This is a genomic window from Dactylosporangium maewongense (assembly GCF_039531485.1).
Taxonomy (GTDB): Bacteria; Actinomycetota; Actinomycetes; order Mycobacteriales; family Micromonosporaceae; genus Dactylosporangium; species Dactylosporangium maewongense.
This window is the reverse complement of sequence record NZ_BAAAQD010000004.1, coordinates 160455-178615: the sequence shown is the minus strand read 5'-3', so window position 1 is coordinate 178615 and position 18161 is coordinate 160455. Positions and strand designations below refer to the sequence as shown.

At 72.1% G+C, this 18161-nt stretch carries 18 protein-coding genes; 5 read left to right on the top strand and 13 right to left on the bottom strand.

All coding sequences use genetic code 11. From position 1 onward, the window contains the following. Positions 1-12: 12 nt before the first annotated feature. The 7 genes from ABD332_RS12880 to ABD332_RS12850 form a co-directional block, all read right to left on the bottom strand. Positions 13-846: an ABC transporter permease gene (locus ABD332_RS12880; RefSeq protein WP_344502066.1), complete on the bottom strand. Its 834-nt coding sequence runs from the start codon at positions 844-846 to the stop codon at positions 13-15. Beyond that, entirely contained in the window at positions 843-1646 is an 804-nt protein-coding gene (locus tag ABD332_RS12875; protein WP_344502065.1) for an ABC transporter ATP-binding protein, read from the bottom strand. Before ABD332_RS12875 ends, ABD332_RS12880 begins: the two co-directional genes overlap by 4 nt. Continuing rightward, positions 1646-2716, bottom strand: a complete 1071-nt coding sequence (locus ABD332_RS12870; RefSeq protein WP_344502064.1) for an ABC transporter substrate-binding protein — start codon at positions 2714-2716, stop codon at positions 1646-1648. The genes ABD332_RS12875 and ABD332_RS12870 overlap by 1 nt, the downstream gene beginning before the upstream one ends. A 194-nt stretch (positions 2717-2910) precedes the next feature. Beyond that, the gene (locus ABD332_RS12865) at positions 2911-3672 is read right to left on the bottom strand and encodes an enoyl-CoA hydratase/isomerase family protein (protein ID WP_344502063.1); all 762 of its coding nucleotides are present in this window, start codon (positions 3670-3672) and stop codon (positions 2911-2913) included. Positions 3673-3693: 21 nt separating this feature from the next. Continuing rightward, positions 3694-4515 carry a crotonase/enoyl-CoA hydratase family protein gene (locus tag ABD332_RS12860; RefSeq protein WP_344502062.1) on the bottom strand — a complete coding sequence of 274 codons (822 nt, stop codon included), beginning with the start codon at positions 4513-4515 and terminating at the stop codon, positions 3694-3696. A 1-nt stretch (position 4516) separates the two neighbouring features. Then, a complete protein-coding gene (locus ABD332_RS12855) occupies positions 4517-5281 on the bottom strand; it encodes an SDR family NAD(P)-dependent oxidoreductase (RefSeq protein WP_344502061.1) in 765 nt (254 codons plus the stop codon). Continuing rightward, positions 5278-6480, bottom strand: a complete 1203-nt coding sequence (locus ABD332_RS12850; protein WP_344502060.1) for a thiolase family protein — start codon at positions 6478-6480, stop codon at positions 5278-5280. The genes ABD332_RS12855 and ABD332_RS12850 overlap by 4 nt, the downstream gene beginning before the upstream one ends. An 87-nt stretch (positions 6481-6567) precedes the next feature. Between ABD332_RS12850 and ABD332_RS12845 the strand changes: the two genes are divergently transcribed. Continuing rightward, positions 6568-7710 (top strand): acyl-CoA dehydrogenase family protein, encoded by a 1143-nt coding sequence (locus tag ABD332_RS12845; RefSeq protein WP_344502059.1) that lies wholly within the window; start codon positions 6568-6570, stop codon positions 7708-7710. Continuing rightward, the gene (locus ABD332_RS12840; protein ID WP_344502058.1) at positions 7707-8510 is read left to right on the top strand and encodes an amidohydrolase family protein; all 804 of its coding nucleotides are present in this window, start codon (positions 7707-7709) and stop codon (positions 8508-8510) included. Before ABD332_RS12845 ends, ABD332_RS12840 begins: the two co-directional genes overlap by 4 nt. Here ABD332_RS12840 and ABD332_RS12835 read toward each other — a convergent pair. The 3 genes from ABD332_RS12835 to ABD332_RS12825 form a co-directional block, all read right to left on the bottom strand. Next, on the bottom strand, positions 8496-9230 hold the full coding sequence (locus tag ABD332_RS12835) for a FadR/GntR family transcriptional regulator (RefSeq protein WP_344502057.1): 735 nt from the start codon (positions 9228-9230) through the stop codon (positions 8496-8498). The genes ABD332_RS12840 and ABD332_RS12835 overlap by 15 nt on opposite strands. Before the next feature lie 179 nt (positions 9231-9409). Beyond that, on the bottom strand, positions 9410-10423 hold the full coding sequence (locus ABD332_RS12830) for an LLM class flavin-dependent oxidoreductase (RefSeq protein WP_344502056.1): 1014 nt from the start codon (positions 10421-10423) through the stop codon (positions 9410-9412). A gap of 115 nt (positions 10424-10538) precedes the next feature. Next, positions 10539-10817 (bottom strand): hypothetical protein, encoded by a 279-nt coding sequence (locus tag ABD332_RS12825; RefSeq protein ID WP_344502054.1) that lies wholly within the window; start codon positions 10815-10817, stop codon positions 10539-10541. Positions 10818-10971: 154 nt separating this feature from the next. Here ABD332_RS12825 and ABD332_RS12820 point away from each other — a divergent pair, with 154 nt between their 5' ends. Next, positions 10972-12837: an ArnT family glycosyltransferase gene (locus ABD332_RS12820; protein WP_344502053.1), complete on the top strand. Its 1866-nt coding sequence runs from the start codon at positions 10972-10974 to the stop codon at positions 12835-12837. A 4-nt stretch (positions 12838-12841) separates the two neighbouring features. Here ABD332_RS12820 and ABD332_RS12815 read toward each other — a convergent pair whose 3' ends face one another. Further along, positions 12842-13453 (bottom strand): hypothetical protein, encoded by a 612-nt coding sequence (locus ABD332_RS12815; protein ID WP_344502052.1) that lies wholly within the window; start codon positions 13451-13453, stop codon positions 12842-12844. Between the two features lie 248 nt (positions 13454-13701). After that, the gene (locus ABD332_RS12810; RefSeq protein WP_344502051.1) at positions 13702-14295 is read right to left on the bottom strand and encodes a TetR/AcrR family transcriptional regulator; all 594 of its coding nucleotides are present in this window, start codon (positions 14293-14295) and stop codon (positions 13702-13704) included. Between the two features lie 105 nt (positions 14296-14400). Between ABD332_RS12810 and ABD332_RS12805 the strand changes: the two genes are divergently transcribed. Both ABD332_RS12805 and ABD332_RS12800 read left to right on the top strand, forming a co-directional pair. Beyond that, a complete protein-coding gene (locus tag ABD332_RS12805; protein WP_344502050.1) occupies positions 14401-15588 on the top strand; it encodes an acyl-CoA dehydrogenase family protein in 1188 nt (395 codons plus the stop codon). After that, positions 15581-16624: a phosphotransferase family protein gene (locus ABD332_RS12800; protein WP_344502049.1), complete on the top strand. Its 1044-nt coding sequence runs from the start codon at positions 15581-15583 to the stop codon at positions 16622-16624. Before ABD332_RS12805 ends, ABD332_RS12800 begins: the two co-directional genes overlap by 8 nt. A gap of 126 nt (positions 16625-16750) precedes the next feature. Here ABD332_RS12800 and gdhA read toward each other — a convergent pair whose 3' ends face one another. Beyond that, positions 16751-18097, bottom strand: coding sequence for an NADP-specific glutamate dehydrogenase (gdhA, locus tag ABD332_RS12795; RefSeq protein ID WP_344502048.1), 1347 nt, complete (start codon positions 18095-18097; stop codon positions 16751-16753). Positions 18098-18161 lie beyond the last annotated feature (64 nt).

The window sequence follows — 18161 nt, the reverse complement described above, 5'->3', positions numbered from 1 at the left end:
TTCCGCCTCATGTCACATGGCGCTGTTGTTGTTCTTCCACTCCAGCGGCTTCTTCGTCACCCAGCTCATCAGCCGGTCGATGAGGAACCCGGCGATGAGCAGTGTGGCCAGCGCCGCGAAGGTGCCGGCGCTGTTGAACATGCCCGCGTTGCGCGCGACGAGGTAGCCCAGGCCGCTGTCGCCGGCGAGCATCTCGGCCACCACGACACCCACGACGGCCTGCGGCACGGCGAGCTTGAGCGCCGCGACGACCCAGATGAGGGCCGAGGGGAGCCGGACCCGCAGCATGACGTCGATCTCCGAGCCGCCCATGATGCGCACGGAGTTGACCAGCGACGGCCGCACCTCTCGGATGCCGAAGAAGGTGTTGAAGAAGACCAGGAAGAAGACGATCACGGCCGCGGTGAGGACGCCCAGCCCGCTGCCGATGCCCACCCACATGATGAACAGCGGGATGAGCGCGTGCTTCGGCATCGTGTAGAGGGCGGTGATCATCGGCTCGAAGATCTCGGCGAGCGTCTTGGCCTGGCCGAGCACGACACCCACCAGGATGCCGAGCAGGCCGCCGCACAGCAGGCCGAGCCCGGCGCTGCGGAAGGTCGCCGCCGCGTTGGTCAGCAGGGTGCCGTCGGTCACCCAGCCCCACAGCGTCGGCAGGAACTCGGAGGGCCGGCTGATGAGCAGCTCCTGCACGACGCGGCCGGACGCCAGCTCCCACGCGACGAGCACGACGGCGATGACGAGCGCCTGGATGCCGAGCACCATCAGGCGGTGCCGGCGGGCCGAGCGGCGCTGCGTCGCCTTGCGTTTCTGGGCCGGGCGGTTCCCGACGAGCGTGTCGGTCATGACCCGTTGCCTCCTCCGTCAGCGGTGGCCTTCGACCTCGCGTCGAGCAGACCACGGTTGAGCTCCTGCTCGACCCGGGCGAACTCGTCGGTGAACCGCAGCGCGTCGAGATCGCGCTCGACCCCGAACGGCAGCCGGTACTCCGCCACGATCCCGCCCGGAGGGCCGCCGCCGACGATCAGCACCCGGTCGGAGATCTTCGCCGCCTCGGTGATGTCGTGCGTGACGAACATGACCGTCTGACCGGCGCGCTTGACGGTCTCGCGCAGCTCGATGTGCATCTGGTGACGCATCTGCGCGTCGAGCGCCGCGAACGGCTCGTCCATGAGCAGCAACTTGGGCTCGTAGATCATGCTGCGGGCCAGCAGCGCGCGCCGGCGCATGCCGCCGCTGAGCTGTCCGGGCAGGAGGTTCGCGGCGTGGCCGAGGTCGAGGATCTCCAGGTACCGGCCGACCCGGCGGGCGATCTCGGCCTTGGGCACCTTGCGCATCCGCAGCGGCAGGCCGATGTTCGCCTGCACCGTCTGCCACGGCAGCAGGGTGTCGTCCTGGGTCATGTAGCCGACGTTGCGGTTCACCCCGTTGATCGGCTCCCCCGCGAACCGGACGTGGCCGGCCCGCGGCCGGAGCAGCCCGGCCGCGAGGTTGAGGATCGTCGTCTTGCCGCAGCCGCTCGGCCCGAGCAGCGTGAGGAACTCACCGCGCTCGATGGTGAGGTCGACTCCGTGGAGGATGTCGTCGCGCTCACCGAACCCGATGGCGAGGTCCTGCACCTCGAAGATCGTGCCCTGCCCCGTCATCAGTTCCCCCGGGCGACGGGCGCCACGAGCTTGTCGTACTTGAGTGCGGCGTAGTCGTTCTCCGACGTCGCGTCGAAGAGCGTGACGAGCGTCTTCCAGTTGACCTCGGTGAAGTTGCTGCCCGCCGGGTAGGCGCTCTTGCACTGCGCCCACATGTTGTCGAAGACCGCCTTGTCCATCTCCTTGAAGACGTTGCTCTTCAACAGCTCCGCGGCCTTGTCCGGCTGGTCGACGGTCATCTTCTGGCCGTCGTTGAGGGCGTCGTGCACGGCCTTGACGGTGTCGGGGTTCTTCTCGATGTACGACCGCGACGCGTAGGTCACGATGCCCTGGTAGTCCTTCAGCGACGTGACGTCGCCCTTGGGCAGCGACACCCAGGTGACGGCCTTGCCCTGGGCCACGGCCACCTCGCCGCTCCCGACCGCGGCGAAGCTGGCGTCGAACGTGCCCTGGATGAGACCGGCGGGGATGGCGCCGAGGTCGTTGAGCGGCACGAAGCGGACGTCGGTGTCGGGCTTGAGGCCGACACCCTCGAGGATCGTGCGCAGCACGATGTTGCCGGTCGAGCCGCTGGGGCTCACCGCGATCCGCAGGCCCTTGAGCGCCTTGAGCCGGTTCTCGATCGACGCGTCGGGGGCGACGCCGGTCTTCTGGGCCGCCTCGTTGCGCATCGTCAGGCTGAACAGCAGCGGCGCCATGCCGGCGATGATCTGCACGTCCGCGCCCTTGGCGATCGCGTCGATCACGGTGTTGGTGCCGCCCACCGCGACGTCGACGTCGCCGGCGAGCAGCGCCGCCACCTGGTTCGTGCTGCCGGCGCCGGCGATGTTCTGCCGGCGCAGGGAGATGCCGTGCGCGTCGCCGAGCTTGCCGTCGATGGCGAGGTTCATCGTCGCGTTGTTGATGCTGGAGGTGATTCCCACGCGGACCGTGGTCGGACCGCCGGTGCCGTCCGACTTCGAGGACTGGGGGTCGGAACCGCAGGCACTGAGCGACAACGCTACGGCGAGGGCCGTGGCGACGGCGGCGCCGGTGCGGCCGGCGAGCCGGGGGAGGCGAACGCCGAGCATTCGACGCTCCTTTCATCAAGACCAAGGGATTATGGTTACCATAATCATGAATTGGGGTGTGGTCAACATTACAAGGGATTCGAACGGCTCAGCCTGGTAACCGTTCGGACATCTCGGGGAGACACCCGCGACGCCGCAGGGGTGTGCGTCGCGCCGGGGGCCTCCGGCGTACCGGCAGGCGCGGGTGAGCCCGGTCAGTCGCCGCGGAAGTTCGGCCGGCGCTTCTCCAGGAAGGCCCGGGCGCCCTCCACCATGTCCGGGCTGCCGATGGCCTGGATGAGCATCCCGACGCCGGCGGCCATGTTGTCCTTCGACGCGTTCCACCAGAGGTTGGAACTGATCTTCGTGATCTCCAGGTAGCGCGGGCTGAGCCGGTGGATCTCGGCGAGCATCGCCTCCACCGCCGGCTCCAGCTCGCCGTCGGGCACGACCTCGTTGACGAGGCCGAGCGCGAGGGCCTGCTCGGCCGGGTAGCGGCGGCACAGCATCGCCATCTCCTTGGCCCGCTTCTCGCCGATCTGGACCCCGAGGACGTTCGTCGCCCCGAGCACCGGGGCCGAGCCCACCTTCGGGCCGGTCTGCCCGAACGTCGAGCGCCGCGTGGCGATCGCGAGATCGCACGCGATGACCAGCTCGTTGCCGCCACCGGCCGCCGCACCGTCGACGGCCGCGATGACCGGCCGGGGGCAGTTGCGGATCGCGTCGACGAGCCGGAAGGACGCCGTGAACAGCTCACGCAGGGCGTCCGGGTCGGGATCGCCCAGGTTGGCCAGCGCGCCGCCGGCGCAGAACGCGCCGCCGGACCCGGTCAGCACGACGGCGTCGAACCGGGCGGCGCCCTCGACGGCCGCGGTCATCGCCCGCGCCATGTCCAGGTCGTACGCGTTGCGGCGATCCGGACGGTTGATGGTCACCCACAGGGCGTGACCGCGCTCTTCGACCTCGATGTCAGCCATGTCGTCTCCTTCGGTGCCCGCTCACCGGCCGTGCCAGCGCGGGGGCCGCTTCTCCTTGAAGGCGCGCGCGCCTTCCTTCGCGTCCTCCGACGACCGCACCGGCTCGTAGATCTCCGCCTGCCGGGCGAACGCCTCCGAGGAGTGCCAGTCGCGCGACTCGACGATGATCCGTTTCGTCGCCCGGACCGCGAGCGGCCCGTTGGCGGCGACGCGACGCGCCAGCTCGAGCGCCGCGTCGAGCGCCCCTCCCGGCGGCGTGAGCCGGTTGACGAGCCCGACCTCGGCCGCTCTCTCCGCGGTGAACGTGTCGCCGGTGAGCGTCCACTCCATCGCCAGCTGCAGCGGTACCCGCGACGGCAGCCGGAGCAGGCCGCCGCCGCCCGCGAGCAGTCCCCGCTTCACCTCCGGCAGGCCGAACCGTGCGCCCTCGGCGGCGGTCACCAGGTCGCAGGCGAGCACGATCTCGAACCCGCCCGCGACGGCGAAGCCCTCCACCGCGGCGATGAGCGGCTTGCCGGGCGGGCGCTCGACGAGGCCGGCGAAGCCCCGGCCCGGGACCGACGGCCGCTCCCCCGCCAGGAACGCCTGCAGGTCCATGCCGGCGCAGAACGTCCCGCCGGCGCCGGTGATGACACCGGCGGTGATGCCCGGATCGGCGTCCAGCCGCTCCATGGCGGCGGCGATCCGGCGCGCGGTCGCGAGGTCGATGGCGTTACGGACCTGGGGCCGGTTGATGGTGACGACGAGGACGCCGTCGGACACCTCGACGAGCACCGGCGGCGGGCACCGGTCGTCCCCGGCCACGGCCGGGGCGGCGACCCGCTCCATGATGTGGTCGACCATCTCAGCGGGCCTGCATCCGGACGGCGCCGTCGAGGCGGATCGTCTCGCCGTTGAGGTACGCGTTGCCGATGATGTGCACAGCGAGGGCCGCGTACTCGTCGGCCTGCCCGAGCCGGGCCGGGTTGGGCACCGACCGGGCCAGCCCCTGCTTGATCTCGTCGGAGAAGCGGTCGAGGATCGGCGTGTCGAAGATGCCCGGCGCGATCGTGCAGACGCGGATGAGCTTCGTCGCGAGGTCGCGGGCCGCGACGAGGGTCATGCCGACCACGCCCGCCTTGGCCGAGGCGTACGGGATCTGGCCCACCTGCCCCTCCCACGCGGCGACGGACGCGGTGAGCACGCACACCCCGCGCTCGCCGTCGACCGGCTCGTTCGCCGCCATCCGGGCCGAGGCGAGGCGCAGCACGTTGAACGTGCCGACGAGGTTGAGGCGGACCAGCGTCTCGTAGAGCTCCAGCGACCCCGGCGATCCGTCGCGCTCGACGAGGCGCACGGTGCCGCCGCGGCCCGCGCAGTGCACCAGCGCCCGCAGCGGGGCAACCCGCTCGGCCGCGTCGAGGGCGGCCGCGACCTGGTCGGGCTCGGTGACGTCGGCGGGCACGAAGCACGCCCGGTCACCCAGCTCCGCGGCCCGCTCGGCGCCGGCCGACGTCGGCAGGTCGAGGATGACGGTGTGCGCCCCCGCGTCGACCAGCCGGCGGGCCGTCGCCAGGCCGAGGCCCGAGGCGCCTCCGGTGACGACGGCACTGTTTCCCTGAAGATTCATCGGGGCGACTCCTGAAGGATCTCGATGATGGTGGCGTTGGCCATGCCGCCGGCCTCGCACATCGTCTGCAGCCCGTACCGGCCGCCCGTCTGTTCGAGGTGGTTGATGAGGGTCGTCATGAGCCGGGCTCCGGACGCGCCGAGCGGGTGCCCGAGTGCGATGGCTCCGCCGCGCGGGTTCAGGCGCCCGGCGTCGACCGGGAACTCGGCCCGCCAGGCGAGCGGGACGCTCGCGAACGCCTCGTTGACCTCGATCGCGTCGATGTCGTCGATGCGCAGCCCGGCCCGGTCGAGCACCTTGCGGGTCGCCGGGAGCGGCCCGGTGAGCATGAGGGTGGGGTCGTCGCCGACCACGGCGGAGGCGACGATCCGTGCCCGCGGCCGCAGGCCCAGCGCCGACGCCCGTTCCTCGCTCATGACGAGCAGCGCGCTCGCGCCGTCGGTGATCTGCGAGGAGTTGCCCGCGGTGACCTTCCAGTCGACCTCGGGGAACCGCCGGGTGTAGGGGTCGGTGGCGAAGGCCGGCGACAGGTTCGCCAGAGTTTGCACGGAGCTGCCCGGGCGGATCGTCTCGTCCGCGCCGACGACCCGCTCCCCCGCACCGTCCGGCACCCGGATCGGGACGATCTCGCGGTCGAAGGCGCCACCGGCGCGGGCCGCGGCGGCCCGCGCGTGCGACTCGGCCGCGTACGCGTCGAGCCGCTCGCGGGTGAGGCCCCACTTGGCGGCCACCAGCTCGGCGGCCACGCCCTGCGGCACGAGGCCGGGATAGCGTGCGCGGGTCCGCGGGCCGAACGGGTCGGCGTCCATGCGACCGGAGCCCATCGGCACCCGGCTCATCGACTCGACGCCGCCGGCGATCACGACGTCGTAGGCACCGGCCAGGACGCCCCACACCGCGAAGTCGACGGCCTGCTGGCCGGAGCCGCACTTGCGCTCGACCGTCACCGAGGGGACATGATCAGGGAAGCCGGCGGACAGCCACGCCTGCCGGCCCGGCGTCGCCGACTGCTCGCCGACCTGACCGACGCAGCCGACGATGACGTCCTCCACCAGCGCAGGATCGACACCGTTGCGCTCGAGGAGCGCGGCGAGCACCTGCCCGAGCAGATCGACGGGGTGGAGCCCGGCCAGGGAGCCGGACGCCTTGCCCTTCCCCATGGGAGAGCGCACCGCGTCGACGATGACGGCACCAGTCACGAGAACCTCCTGCGAGCCGCTTGACCAACGTTAACTATATAAACCAATATCACAGATACGGGTGCAGGACTACAGGACGGAGACCCCGTGAGCGAGGCACTTTTCGAGCTGCCGGAGGCGTACAGAGCGCTGCAGGAGCAGGCCCAGGCGCTGGCCAGAGCGGTGCGGCCGTTCTCCGCCCGGGCCGACGAGGCCGACCACATCGACCCCGACATGCGCGCCCAGCTGGCGGCGAGCGGGCTCACCGATCTGGTCGTGCCGGCCGCGTACGGCGGGCGGCACGAGAAGGTGGACGCCCTCGCCGTGACCGTCGTGCGCGAGGCGCTGGCCGCGGAGAGCGCCCATCTCGACTCCCTCTTCGCGATGCAGGGCATCGGCAGCTACGGCCTGGGCGTCGGCGGCGCGGAGCGGGTCAAGGCGGAGTGGCTGCCGAAGGTCGCCACGCTGGGGGCCATCGCCGGGCTGGCGCTCACCGAGCCGCAGGTCGGCTCCGACCTGCGGAACCTGGCGACGACCGTGGAGACCGACGGCGACCACGTCGTCGTCACGGGGCACAAGTCGTTCATCACCAACGGCGGCGACGCCGACTTCTATCTCGTCCTCGGCCGCCAGGGCGACGGGTTCACGCTGGTCCTCGTGCCCGCCGGGGCGCCGGGCTTCTCGGCCAGCAACCCGCACCAGATCATCGCGCCGCACGTCCTCGGCGACCTGCACCTCGACGGCGTGCGCCTGCCGGCCGACCACGTCGTCGGCCCGCCGGGCAAGGGCTTCTCGCTGGTGCTCGCCACGCTGGCGACCTTCCGGGTCTCGGTCGCGGGCGCGGCCGTCGGGCTCGCGCAGGCGGCCCTCGACGAGGCGCTGCGCCACACCGCCGGCCGCGAGCAGTTCGGCGTGCCGGTTGCCCGCCTCGGCCCGGTGCCCTCGATGCTCGCGACCTCGTGGGTCGAGATCGAGATGGCGCGCAGCCTCGCCTACCGCGCCGCCGCGGCCGCGAGCCGCGACCCCCTCGCGGCGCTCAACCTGTCGTCGATGGCGAAGGTCGGGGCCACCGAGGCCGCGGGCCGGGTCGTCGACCGCGCCGTCCAGGTCATGGGGCGGTTCGGGCTGGTGCGCGGCGGCCTCATCGAACGGCTCTACCGGGGCGCGCGGCCGATGCGCATCTACGAGGGGTCGACCGAGGTCATCCTCGATTCGCTGGCAAAGCAACTGCTGAAGGGACTGCAGTCATGATCATCGACGCGCACTGTCACGTGTGGCCCGACCACATCGCCCCGCAGGTGCTCGCGCAACGACCGGCGGGGCTGGACCCGCGCCACGACGGCACGCTGGACGGCCTGCGGCGCACCATGGACGAGGCCGGCATCGACCTCGCGATGACGCTCGCGGTCGCCACCGTGGCCAAGAACGTCGCGCGGACGAACGAGTTCATCGGCGGCGTCGACCGGTCGCGGTTCATCCCGTTCGGCACGGTGCACCCGGACCTGCCGGTCGCCGCGAACATCGCGTCGCTGCGGGACAACGGCATCGGCGGGGTGAAGCTGCACCCGCTCTTCCAGGGGCTCTCGCTCGCCGACCCCGCGGTGCACGAGATCCTGCACGGGCTCGCCGCGGAGGGCATCGTCGTGATCACCCACGCGGGCGCCGGCGGCGACGCGCAGGCCAACGACCGGGGCGCCCCGCACCATCTGCGCACCATCATCGACACGGTGCCGGGCCTCAAGCTGATCGCGTGCCACTTCGGCGGATACCACCGGCTCGACGAGGCCGAGCAGGCCGTGCTCGGCACCGACGTGCACCTGGAGACCTCGTGGCCGCCCACCCTGCGCGGGCTGGACGCCGACCGGGTGCGCGAGATCATCGCGCGGCACGGCGCGTCCCGGATCATCTACGGCAGTGACTGGCCGATGAGCGATCCGGCGACGGAGATCGCGGCGGTGCGCGCGCTCGGGCTCCCGCCCGCGGACGAGGAGGCGATCCTCGGTGGCAACCTGGCCCGCCTCCTCGGGATCGCGCCGCTAGCGCACGACTGACCAGGTGATCGAGGCGTCCATGGTGGAGGCGAACTTCTTCTCCAGGTAGCGCGTCATCTCCGCGATGTGCTCGCGCATGGACTCCTCGGCCACGTCACCGTCGCTGGCGGCGATGGCGTCGTAGATGGACCGGTGCCGCTTGAGCACCGTCCCCCGGCGATGCTCGGGGTAGTCGACCCCGAGCACCGTGCCGTCGAGGATGTCGAGCAGCGCGTCGACCAGGAAGCCGAACACGGTGTTTCCCGACGCCCAGGCAATGACGTCGTGGAAGCTCTTGTTCGTCTCCAGGAAAACGCCCTGGTCGGCGATGTGCTCGCCCATTTTCTGCACCGATTCTTCGAGCTGGCGCAGCCGCTCGGCGTCGATGCGCTGCGAGGCGAGCCGGGCCATGAGCGGCTCGAGGGCGGCACGGGTCTCCAGAATGGACCGGAATGGCGCCTGCTCGAACTGCAGCAACAGAATCAGGGACGTCGCCAGATGAGAGGCGTCGGGCTTCTCTACGATCGGACCGCCGCCCGGCCCCGGCTTGAGGGAGATGACGCCCTGCAACTCGAGAAACCGCAGCGACTCCCGGAGGGTGCCGCGGCCGACCTGATACTCCTCGAGCATGACCCGCTCGGGCGAGAGCCTGTCGCCGACCTGCTTGTTCTGCCTGCTGATCTCGTTGACGATGCGCTGCGCCACGAGCATGGCGGTCTTCTGCGGACGGTCACGGTTCACTGCCGCACCCCCCTTCTGCGTCGGCCTCCCCTGAGGCTCATTGCTTCCTATGATATTCAGCAAAAGGGCGCGTTCGCTACCCGCCCCCACCAGCCCGGCGTCCGCATTTCCCCCCGATGTCGAGAATGTGCGAGGAATGTGACCATCCCTATCGCGCTGCGTGACCGCCGTCAATACGATCAGCGCCGACCCAGCGCGGGCAGCACTTCGTCGGCGAACAGTTTGAGGGTGGCGAGCATGTCCTCGTGGGGCAGGTCGTACCACTGCGCCCGGAGGATGACCGTCGTCACGCCGGCCTCCTCGAGCTCGCGCAGCCTGGCGACGCACGTCGCGGGGTCGGTGAAGAGGTACGCCTCGTCGGCCACCTCCGCGGCGGCCGCCTCGCTCTGCAGGTGACGATACTGGGCCGTCGCATCCGGGGCGTTGTACTTCGCGTACTGCTGGGTCACGCCGAGCCGGGCGCGGAGGCCGCGCTCGCGGGCCCGCTCCCGGTCCGGGTCGAGCACGAGCTCGCGGCGGACGACCACCTCACCGTTGAGCGGCCGGCCGAGCCGCGCGCGCTCCGCCCGCTCCACCTGGACGAGCTCGGCGAGCTTCGCCACCGACGCGTGCGGCGGCACGATCCAGGCGTCGCCGAGCTGAGCGGCCCGCCTGGCGCCCGCCTTGTGCATTCCGGCGCCGACCCAGATCGGCGGCCCGCCCTGCTGCACCGGGGGAAGGCTGATCCGCGCGTCGTCGAGCGAGTAGTGCTTGCCCGCGTAGGTCACCGGCTCACCGGACCAGAGCCCGCGGATGATCTCGACACTCTCGGTGTAGCGCGAGACGCGTTCGTCGAGCGGGATGCCGAACGCGGCGAACTCGTTCTCCCGGTAGCCCATGCCGAAGCCGGCGATCGCCCGTCCGCCGCTCAGGTGGTCGAGCGTCGCGAACGTCTCGGCGACCTGGACGGGGTGGTGCAGCGGCAGGATGAACATGTTGGTCCCGATCCCCATCCCCTCCGCCTGCTGCGCGAGCGCCGCCAGGGTGGGAATGGGCTGGAGGGTGGGCATGCTGCCGAGGTAGTGGTGCAGCAGCCAGATGCTGTCGATCCCGCACTCCCGCGCCACGGAGACCTGCTCCCGGAGCTCGCCGACCCGCTCGGCGGCAATGGTCCCCTGCGGGAAGTCATTCATGATCGCTAATCCGAACTTCACGGCCCGTAACCCCTTCGACGCCCAACGCTGCTGCACGATATAACGATTATAAGGATATAGTCGCCAGCAAGCGAGAGCGCACAGGGGCGTTCGCCAGTCGTCTCCGGGTGGGCGGTCACGGACCGAACGGGGCGGGCGGCGGATGGCGGTCCGCCTCCCGCGCGGCGAGCGTGGCCATGTCCCGCCGGTACTGCTCGGCCGACAGGTAGCCGGCGAGCAGCCACTCGGTCAGCACGGCCTCGGCCCGCTCGGCCCGCGGCGACGCCGGCGAGAACCCGAGCGACTCCCGGCTCCGGCGCCTGGCGATCCACGCACTACCGGACGACAGGATCGCCACAAAGATCAGGACGATCAAGAAGACGGCGAACTCCACCGCGACCACCCCCGCCGACATCCGGGGTCCACATTCAATCCTCGCTCGGCCGGTTTCCGGCGGCAACCGGTCCACGGGCAGCCCCGGGCGCGCCCCAAAGGCGCGCCGACGCGGATGGCGCAACTCTTCACATATTCAGCTTCATCAATCATCGGGTTCTCTCTACGATCCGCGCATGTCTGAGCATTTAGCGTCACCTGTCGATGAGCTTGATCAGCCGGGCGGCGAGCTCCCCCGGGCGTCCCCGCCCCGGCCCACGTGGGTCCGGCCGGCGCTGGCGGCGATCGTCGTGTGCGCCGCCGTCGTCTACGCCTGGGGGATCGGCGGCATGCAGCTGCACCTGTACTACGGACCTGGCGTCCGCACGATGGCCGGCAGCTGGCAGGCGTGGCTGTACGGCGCCTACGACCCGCAGCTGACCATGACCTTCGACAAGGCGCCCGGCACGTTCTGGCTGCAGGCGCTGTCCGCCCGCATGTTCGGCTACGTCCCCTGGGCCGTCCTGCTGCCCTCGCTGCTGGCGAGCCTGGCCTCGATCGTGCTGATGTACCGGGTGGTGCGCGAGTGGGCCGGACCGGAGGGCGGTGTGGCGGCGGCCGGGTTCTTCGCGGCGACGCCGATGGTCGCCGCGCTCGCCCGCACCCAGATCCCCGACCCGGTCCTCGTGGCCCTGCTGCTGGCCGCGACCCTCCTCTGGCAGCGGGCCGTCGCCACCGACCGGCTCAGGCCGCTGCTGTGGACCGGCGTGCTGGTGGGCCTCGCGTTCCAGGTGAAGATGGCCCAGGCGTGGCTGATCTGGGTGCCGTTCGGCCTCGGCTACCTGCTCGCCGCGGCCGCCCCGTGGCGCCGCCGGCTGACCCGGCTGGCCCTGGCCGGCCTGCTGACCGTCGCGGTGTCCCTCGTCTGGGTCGGCGTCATGGCGGCACTGCCGGCGTCGCACCGGCCGTGGATCGACGGGTCGGTCGACAACTCGATCTGGTCGATGGTGTTCGGGTACAACGGGTTCAACCGCTTCGGCGTCGACAACGCCGGCGCCGACGTCCTCGGCATCGGTGGGCCGCCGGGGAAGAGCGAGGGCCCGGCGTGGCAGTACCTGATCCGCAACGGCGTCGCGCCACAGATCGGCTGGCTGTACGTGTTCGCCCTGGCAGGCCTGGTGGTGGCGGTCGTCACCCTGGTCCGGGACCGGAGGAACGCGGCCCCCTCGGTGCTGTGGCTCGCCTGGCTGGCGGTGCACCTGCTGACCTTCGCCGGCAGCGTCAAGGCCCACTCCTTCTACAACGTCGCCCTCGCACCCGCCCTGTCCGCGCTCGCCGCGGCCGGGCTGGTCGCCCTGTGGCGGGCCTACCGGACCTCCGGCTGGCACCGCTGGCTCCTGCCCGCCGCCGTCGCCGCCAGCGGCTGGTGGGCCTGGCACCTCGCCGGGCAGTTCCCGGCCTTCGCCACCTGGCTCCCGGCGGCGGCCGCCGGCACGGCCGCCGTCGCCGTCCTCGCGCTCGCCGCCGCGACGCTGACGCCCAGGCTCCAACTCACGGCGCTCGCGATCGCCGTCGCCGCGGTGCTGCTGGCGCCGGTCACCTGGACGCTGTCGGTCACCGACAACCTCACCGTGTCCGACGCGCACCGCCCCGCCGCCGGACCGCCGTCGCGGGAGACCGCCACCATCCTCAGCGGCCGCCTGCTACGGATGCTGCCGGCCGCGGACGTCGACCGCATCACCGCCCACGTCCGCGCCAACCGCGGCGGTGAACGCTACGACCTCGCCGTGCAGTGGGCGCCGCAGGCCGGCCAGTTCATCACCCGCGGCCTCGACCCACTCCCGATCGGCGGGTTCACGGCCCAGATCCCGAACGTCGGCGTGCGGCGGCTCGACGAACTCGTCGCGGCCGGGGAACTGCGGTTCGTCCTCGTCGACGGCCCGCAGCTGAAAGGCAAACCGACCCGCGACTACCCGGACTACGCCGCCTGGGCGCCGATCGCCTGCCGACCCGTCGACGGGTTCAGCACCGGGCTCTACACCCTGTACGACTGCGCGCGGTAGCCGGTCACTCGCCTTCCTTCGAGCCGTCCGAGGTCATCGCCTCCTGACCGGGAGCCGACGGCAGGAAGGCGTGCTGGTGCCCCCGGCCGATGTCGACGTTGAGCTGGTCGAGTTGCGTGGCGCCGACCGACCAGCCGGCGACCGCCAGGTCACGCTGGCGGCTGGCGAGGCTCAGCAGCGCCGCCCGGTCCGCCTCGGGGGCCTTGACCGCGGCGGCGTACGTGTCCACCGCGAGGTCGAGCTGCCGGGCGCCGCCGGCGAGGCTGCCCCGGGCGATGTTGACCGCCGTCCCGGCCGACGGCGGGTCCTTGAACTCCTCGACACCCTTGCGCGTGGCCGCCTTCCACCCGTCGACCTTGCCCTGCTCAACCAGCGGCCCCGGCGCACCCTTGGGCGGAAGCGCCGTGGCCAGCTGCTCGACGGCCGGCCCGAGCAGCTCCAGGATCCGGCGCGCCTGGTCGGTGAGCGCCACGACCTGGTCGGCGTCGCGCTTGACCTCCGCGACCTGCAGCTCGTCGATGCGCCGCTGCGTGTCGCTGCGCGGGTCGGCGACGGCGCCGCCGACGAGACCCCCGATCAGCCCGCCGACGACGAGCGCGACGGCCGCCGCGATCACGACTGGCCGCCACCGGAAACCACCGCCGCCGGTGGCACGGGCACGGGCAGGCAACGGACGGGCGCGACTCGGCGAACGGGGTGGCATCACAGCTCCTGGGGGCGCGTTCGGCTGCCGCCGGGACGGAAGGCTCGCCGAAGACCGACCACCCGGGCGTGGTGACGCCCGATGCTATCGGCACACCCGACCGGCCGGAAAGTCCGGAATCGGGGGCATCTGAGGGTGTCGCGGGGAGGGCACGCCGGAGGTCATCGTTCCGGCGGGGCCGGTGAGAGCATCCGGATGGCCTGGTCGGCGTACGTGTAGGCGACCTGCTCCACGCTGTGCGGGCCGTCCGGGCGGAACCAGGCCGCCACGCCGATGCCCATGTCGAGGATGGAGTACGACGCCAGGCGCGGGTGCTCGACGGCGAAGACGCCCGCGTCGCGGCCCTCCTCGATCACGCCGCGCAGGGTGCGCTCGTAGGCCGCCCGCATGGCCAGGATCCGGTCGCGGGCGGGCTGCTCCAGGTTGCCGATCTCGCGGTTGCCGACGAAGGCCTGGTCGCGGTGGCCGGCGTGGTAGCGGACGTGGGCCTCGACCATCCGGCGCAGCCGCAGGACCGGTCCGCCCCCGGCGCCGGCGGCGGCGCGCTGCGCGTCCAGCAGCGCCTCCATGGTCTCGACCATGACGGCGACCAGCAGGTCCTGTTTGGACCTGACGTGCCGGTAGAGGCTCGGCCCGCGGACGCCGACCGCGGCGCCGACGTCGGCCATGGTGGTGGCGCGGTAGCCGCGGTCGGCGAAGAGGCGCAGCGCGGCACGGCGGATCTCCGTCGCCTCCAGGCCTGGCTCGCTAATCATCGTTAGCCTACTCGTCACTATTGCTTGACTTTGCTCGGATCAGCATACCTAAACTGCGCTAATGATGGTTAGCAGGTGGACGGCGGGCCGGCGACGGGAGGGGTCATGAGCTTCGACTTCTCGCTGAGCGAGCGGACCACCGAGTGGCGGGACCGGATCGCCGCGTTCGTCCGCGACGAGGTGATCCCCCGCGAGCAGGACGCGTTCGCCAATGGGGTCACCGACGCGCTGCGCGCCGAGCTGCAGCGGGCCGCGCGCGCGGCCGGCGTGTGGGCGCCGCAGGTGAGCGCCGGGCTGGGCGGCGGCGGGTTCCGCTTCGACGAGGCCGCGGTGCTGCTCGAGGAGGCCGGCACCAGCCTGCTCGGCCCGCTGGCGCTGAACTGCGCGGCACCCGACGAGGGCAACATCCACCTGCTCGACGCGGTGGCCACCGGCGAGCAGCGGGACGCGTACCTCCGGCCGCTGGCCGCCGGCGACGTCCGGTCCTGCTTCGCGATGACCGAGCCGCCGCCGGGCGCGGGCTCGGACCCGGCCGCGCTGCGCACCACCGCCACCCGCGCGCCCGGCGGCTGGCGCATCACCGGCCACAAGCACCTGATCACCGGCGCGGACGGCGCGGCCTTCGCGATCGTCATGGCCCGGCACGGCGACCGCGACGGCGCAAGCATGTTCCTCGTCGACGCGGACAACCCGGGCATGACGGTGGGCGCCCACGCGCGGACCCTGGACGCCACCATGCCCGGCGGCCACTGCCAGGTGGCGTTCGACGGCGCGTTCGTCCCGGACGCGGCGGTGCTCGGCGAGCCGGGGCAGGGTTTCCGGTACGCCCAGGTCCGGCTCGCCCCGGCCCGGCTGACCCACTGCATGCGCTGGCTCGGCGCCGCCCGACGGGCGCACGGGATCGCCCTGGACCGGGCGCTCGGCCGGGAGCTCTTCGGCGCCCCGCTGGCGAGTCACGGGATGGCACAGCAGCTGATCGCCGACAACGAGATCGACCTCGCCGCGGCGCGGGCCCTGCTGTGGCACGCCTGCTGGCAGATCGCCGAGGGTGCCCGCGGCACCGAGGAGTCGTCGCGGGCCAAGGTCTTCATCAGCGAGGCGGCCTGCCGGGTGGTCGACCGCGCGGTGCAGCTGGCCGGTGGGATGGGCACGTCGGACGAGCTCGTCATCGGCCGCATCTACGCCGACATCCGCGCGTTCCGCATCTACGACGGCGCCTCCGAGGTGCACCGGATGTCCATCGCCCGCCGGGTCGTGCGGCGCGCCGAGGGCCGGAGGACCACCGATGCCTGAGCTTCCGGGACTGCCGTCCGGCCGGATCGGGCCGTGGCTGCGCGAGCACCTGCCGGAGCGCTTCCCCGGCGGCTGGGACGCCGAGCTCATCTCCGGCGGGCTGTCCAACATCACGTACCGGATCGTGCCCGCTGGCGGTGAGGCGGTGATCCTGCGCCGGCCGCCGCTGGGTGAGGTGCTGCCGAGCGCGCACGACATGCGCCGCGAGCACCGCGTCCTCACCGCGCTGGGCGGCACGGCCGTGCCGGTGCCGGAGACGCTGGCGCTGTGCACCGACGAAGAGGTCCTCGGCTGCCCGTTCTACGTCATGACCGAGGCGCGGGGGCGGGTGCTGCGCACCGCCGCGGACACCGCCGAGCTGTCCCCCACGGTGCGGTCCGAGCTGGCCGACCGGCTGATCACCACGCTCGCCGACCTGCACGCGATCGAACCGGCGGCGGTGGGGCTGGCCGACTACGGGCGGCCGGACGGCTACGCGGCACGGCAGCTGCGGCGCTGGGGCGGGCAGTGGGAGCGGTCGCGGACCCGGGACCTGCCGGACATGGACCGCCTGCTGGCCCGGCTCGCCGAGCGGCTGCCGGCGCAGGCCGGGTCGGCGCTGGTGCACGGCGACTACCGGCTCGACAACACGGTCGTCGACCTGACCGGGCCGGCGCGGATCACGGCCGTGCTGGACTGGGAGCTGTGCACCCTGGGTGACCCGCTCGCCGACCTCGGCGTGGCGCTGTCCTACTGGCACGACCCCGGCGACGACGAGCGCGGCCTGATCCCGGTGGCCGCCGGCGTGACCGCGCACGAGGGCTTCCCGCGGACCCACGAGCTGGCCGAGCGGTATGCCCTGCGGACCGGCCGCGACCTGACGACCCTGCCGTTCCATCTGGCGCTCGCCGCGATGAAGCTCGCGGTGATCCTGGAGGGCGTGCACGCGCGGTTCCTCGGCGGGAAGACGGTCACCGCCGGCTACGACAACGTCGGCGCCGCGGTGCCGGTGCTCGTGGCCCGCGGCCTGCGCCGGCTCGACGGGTCAGGCGCCTGAGCCGTGCCGCGGACGAGCTCATCGAGCTGCTGATCGGCCGTCACCACAGCCGCCTCGGCGCCGGGCCGGGACCGGCCCGCGATGAGGACCGGTCCCGCGACGTGCGTGCGGCGCTCGTGGCGCCGGTCAGATCAGGCCGTGGGCGAGCATCGCCTCGGCGACCATCCGGAAGCCGTCGATGTTGGCGCCGGCGACGTAGTTGCCCGGCATGCCGTACTCCTCCGCGGTGGCGTAGCAGCGGGCGTGGATGTCGCGCATGATGCCGTGCAGCCGCTGCTCGGAGTATTCGAACGTCCACGAGTCGCGGCTGGCGTTCTGCTGCATCTCCAGCGCGCTGGCGGCGACCCCGCCGGCGTTGGCCGCCTTGCCCGGCGCGAAGCGCACGCCGGCCTCGGCGAACACGCGGACCGCCGCCGGCGTCGTCGGCATGTTCGCCCCCTCCACCACCGCCACGCAGCCGCCGGCGACCAGTGCGGCCGCGTCGTCCGCGTCGATCTCGTTCTGCGTGGCGCTCGGGATGGCGACCGCGCACGGCACGTCACGCCACAGCCCGCCGCCGGGCGTGAAGGTCGCCCCGGGACGGTGGCGGACGTACTGCTCGATCCGCTCCCGCCGGACCTCCTTGACCTCCTTGAGGACCGCCACGTCGATGCCCTTGTCGTCGCGCACGTAGCCGGACGAGTCGGAGCAGGCCACCACGAGGCCGCCGAGCTGGTGCACCTTCTCGATCGCGTAGATGGCCACGTTGCCGGAGCCGGACACCACCACGCGCTTGCCCTCGATGCCGTCGCCGGCGGCCCGCAGCATCTCCTCGGCGAAGAACACCGCGCCGTAGCCGGTCGCCTCCCGGCGCACCTGGGCACCGCCGTACACGAGACCCTTGCCGGTGAGCACCCCGGACTCGTACCGGTTCGTGATCCGCTTGTACTGCCCGAACAGGTAGCCGATCTCCCGGCCGCCGACGCCGATGTCGCCGGCGGGCACGTCGGTGTACTCGCCGATGTGCCGGTACAGCTCGGTCATGAACGACTGGCAGAACCGCATCACCTCACGGTCGGAGCGGCCCTTCGGGTCGAAGTCCGACCCGCCCTTGCCGCCGCCGATCGGCATGCCGGTCAGCGCGTTCTTGAACAGCTGCTCGAACCCGAGGAACTTCACGATGCCGAGGTAGACCGACGGGTGGAACCGCAGGCCGCCCTTGTACGGACCCAGCGCGGAGTTGAACTCGACCCGGAAGCCGCGGTTGATGTGCACCTCGCCCCGGTCGTCCTCCCACGGCACCCGGAAGATGATCTGCCGCTCCGGCTCGCAGATCCGCTCGATGATCTTGGCCTGGGCGTACTCCGGGTGCTTGCCCAGCGCGGGGGCGACGCTGTCGAGCACCTCGCGAACCGCCTGGTGAAACTCGCTCTCACCAGGGTTGCGGTGGACCACCGCGGTGAAGATCGAGTCAAGTTTGTCCTGTACCGACACCGTCGTCCTTCCGGTTTGGCCTGTCCGAGCACCCGCTGAGCCGAGTGCCGGGACACCCACACCG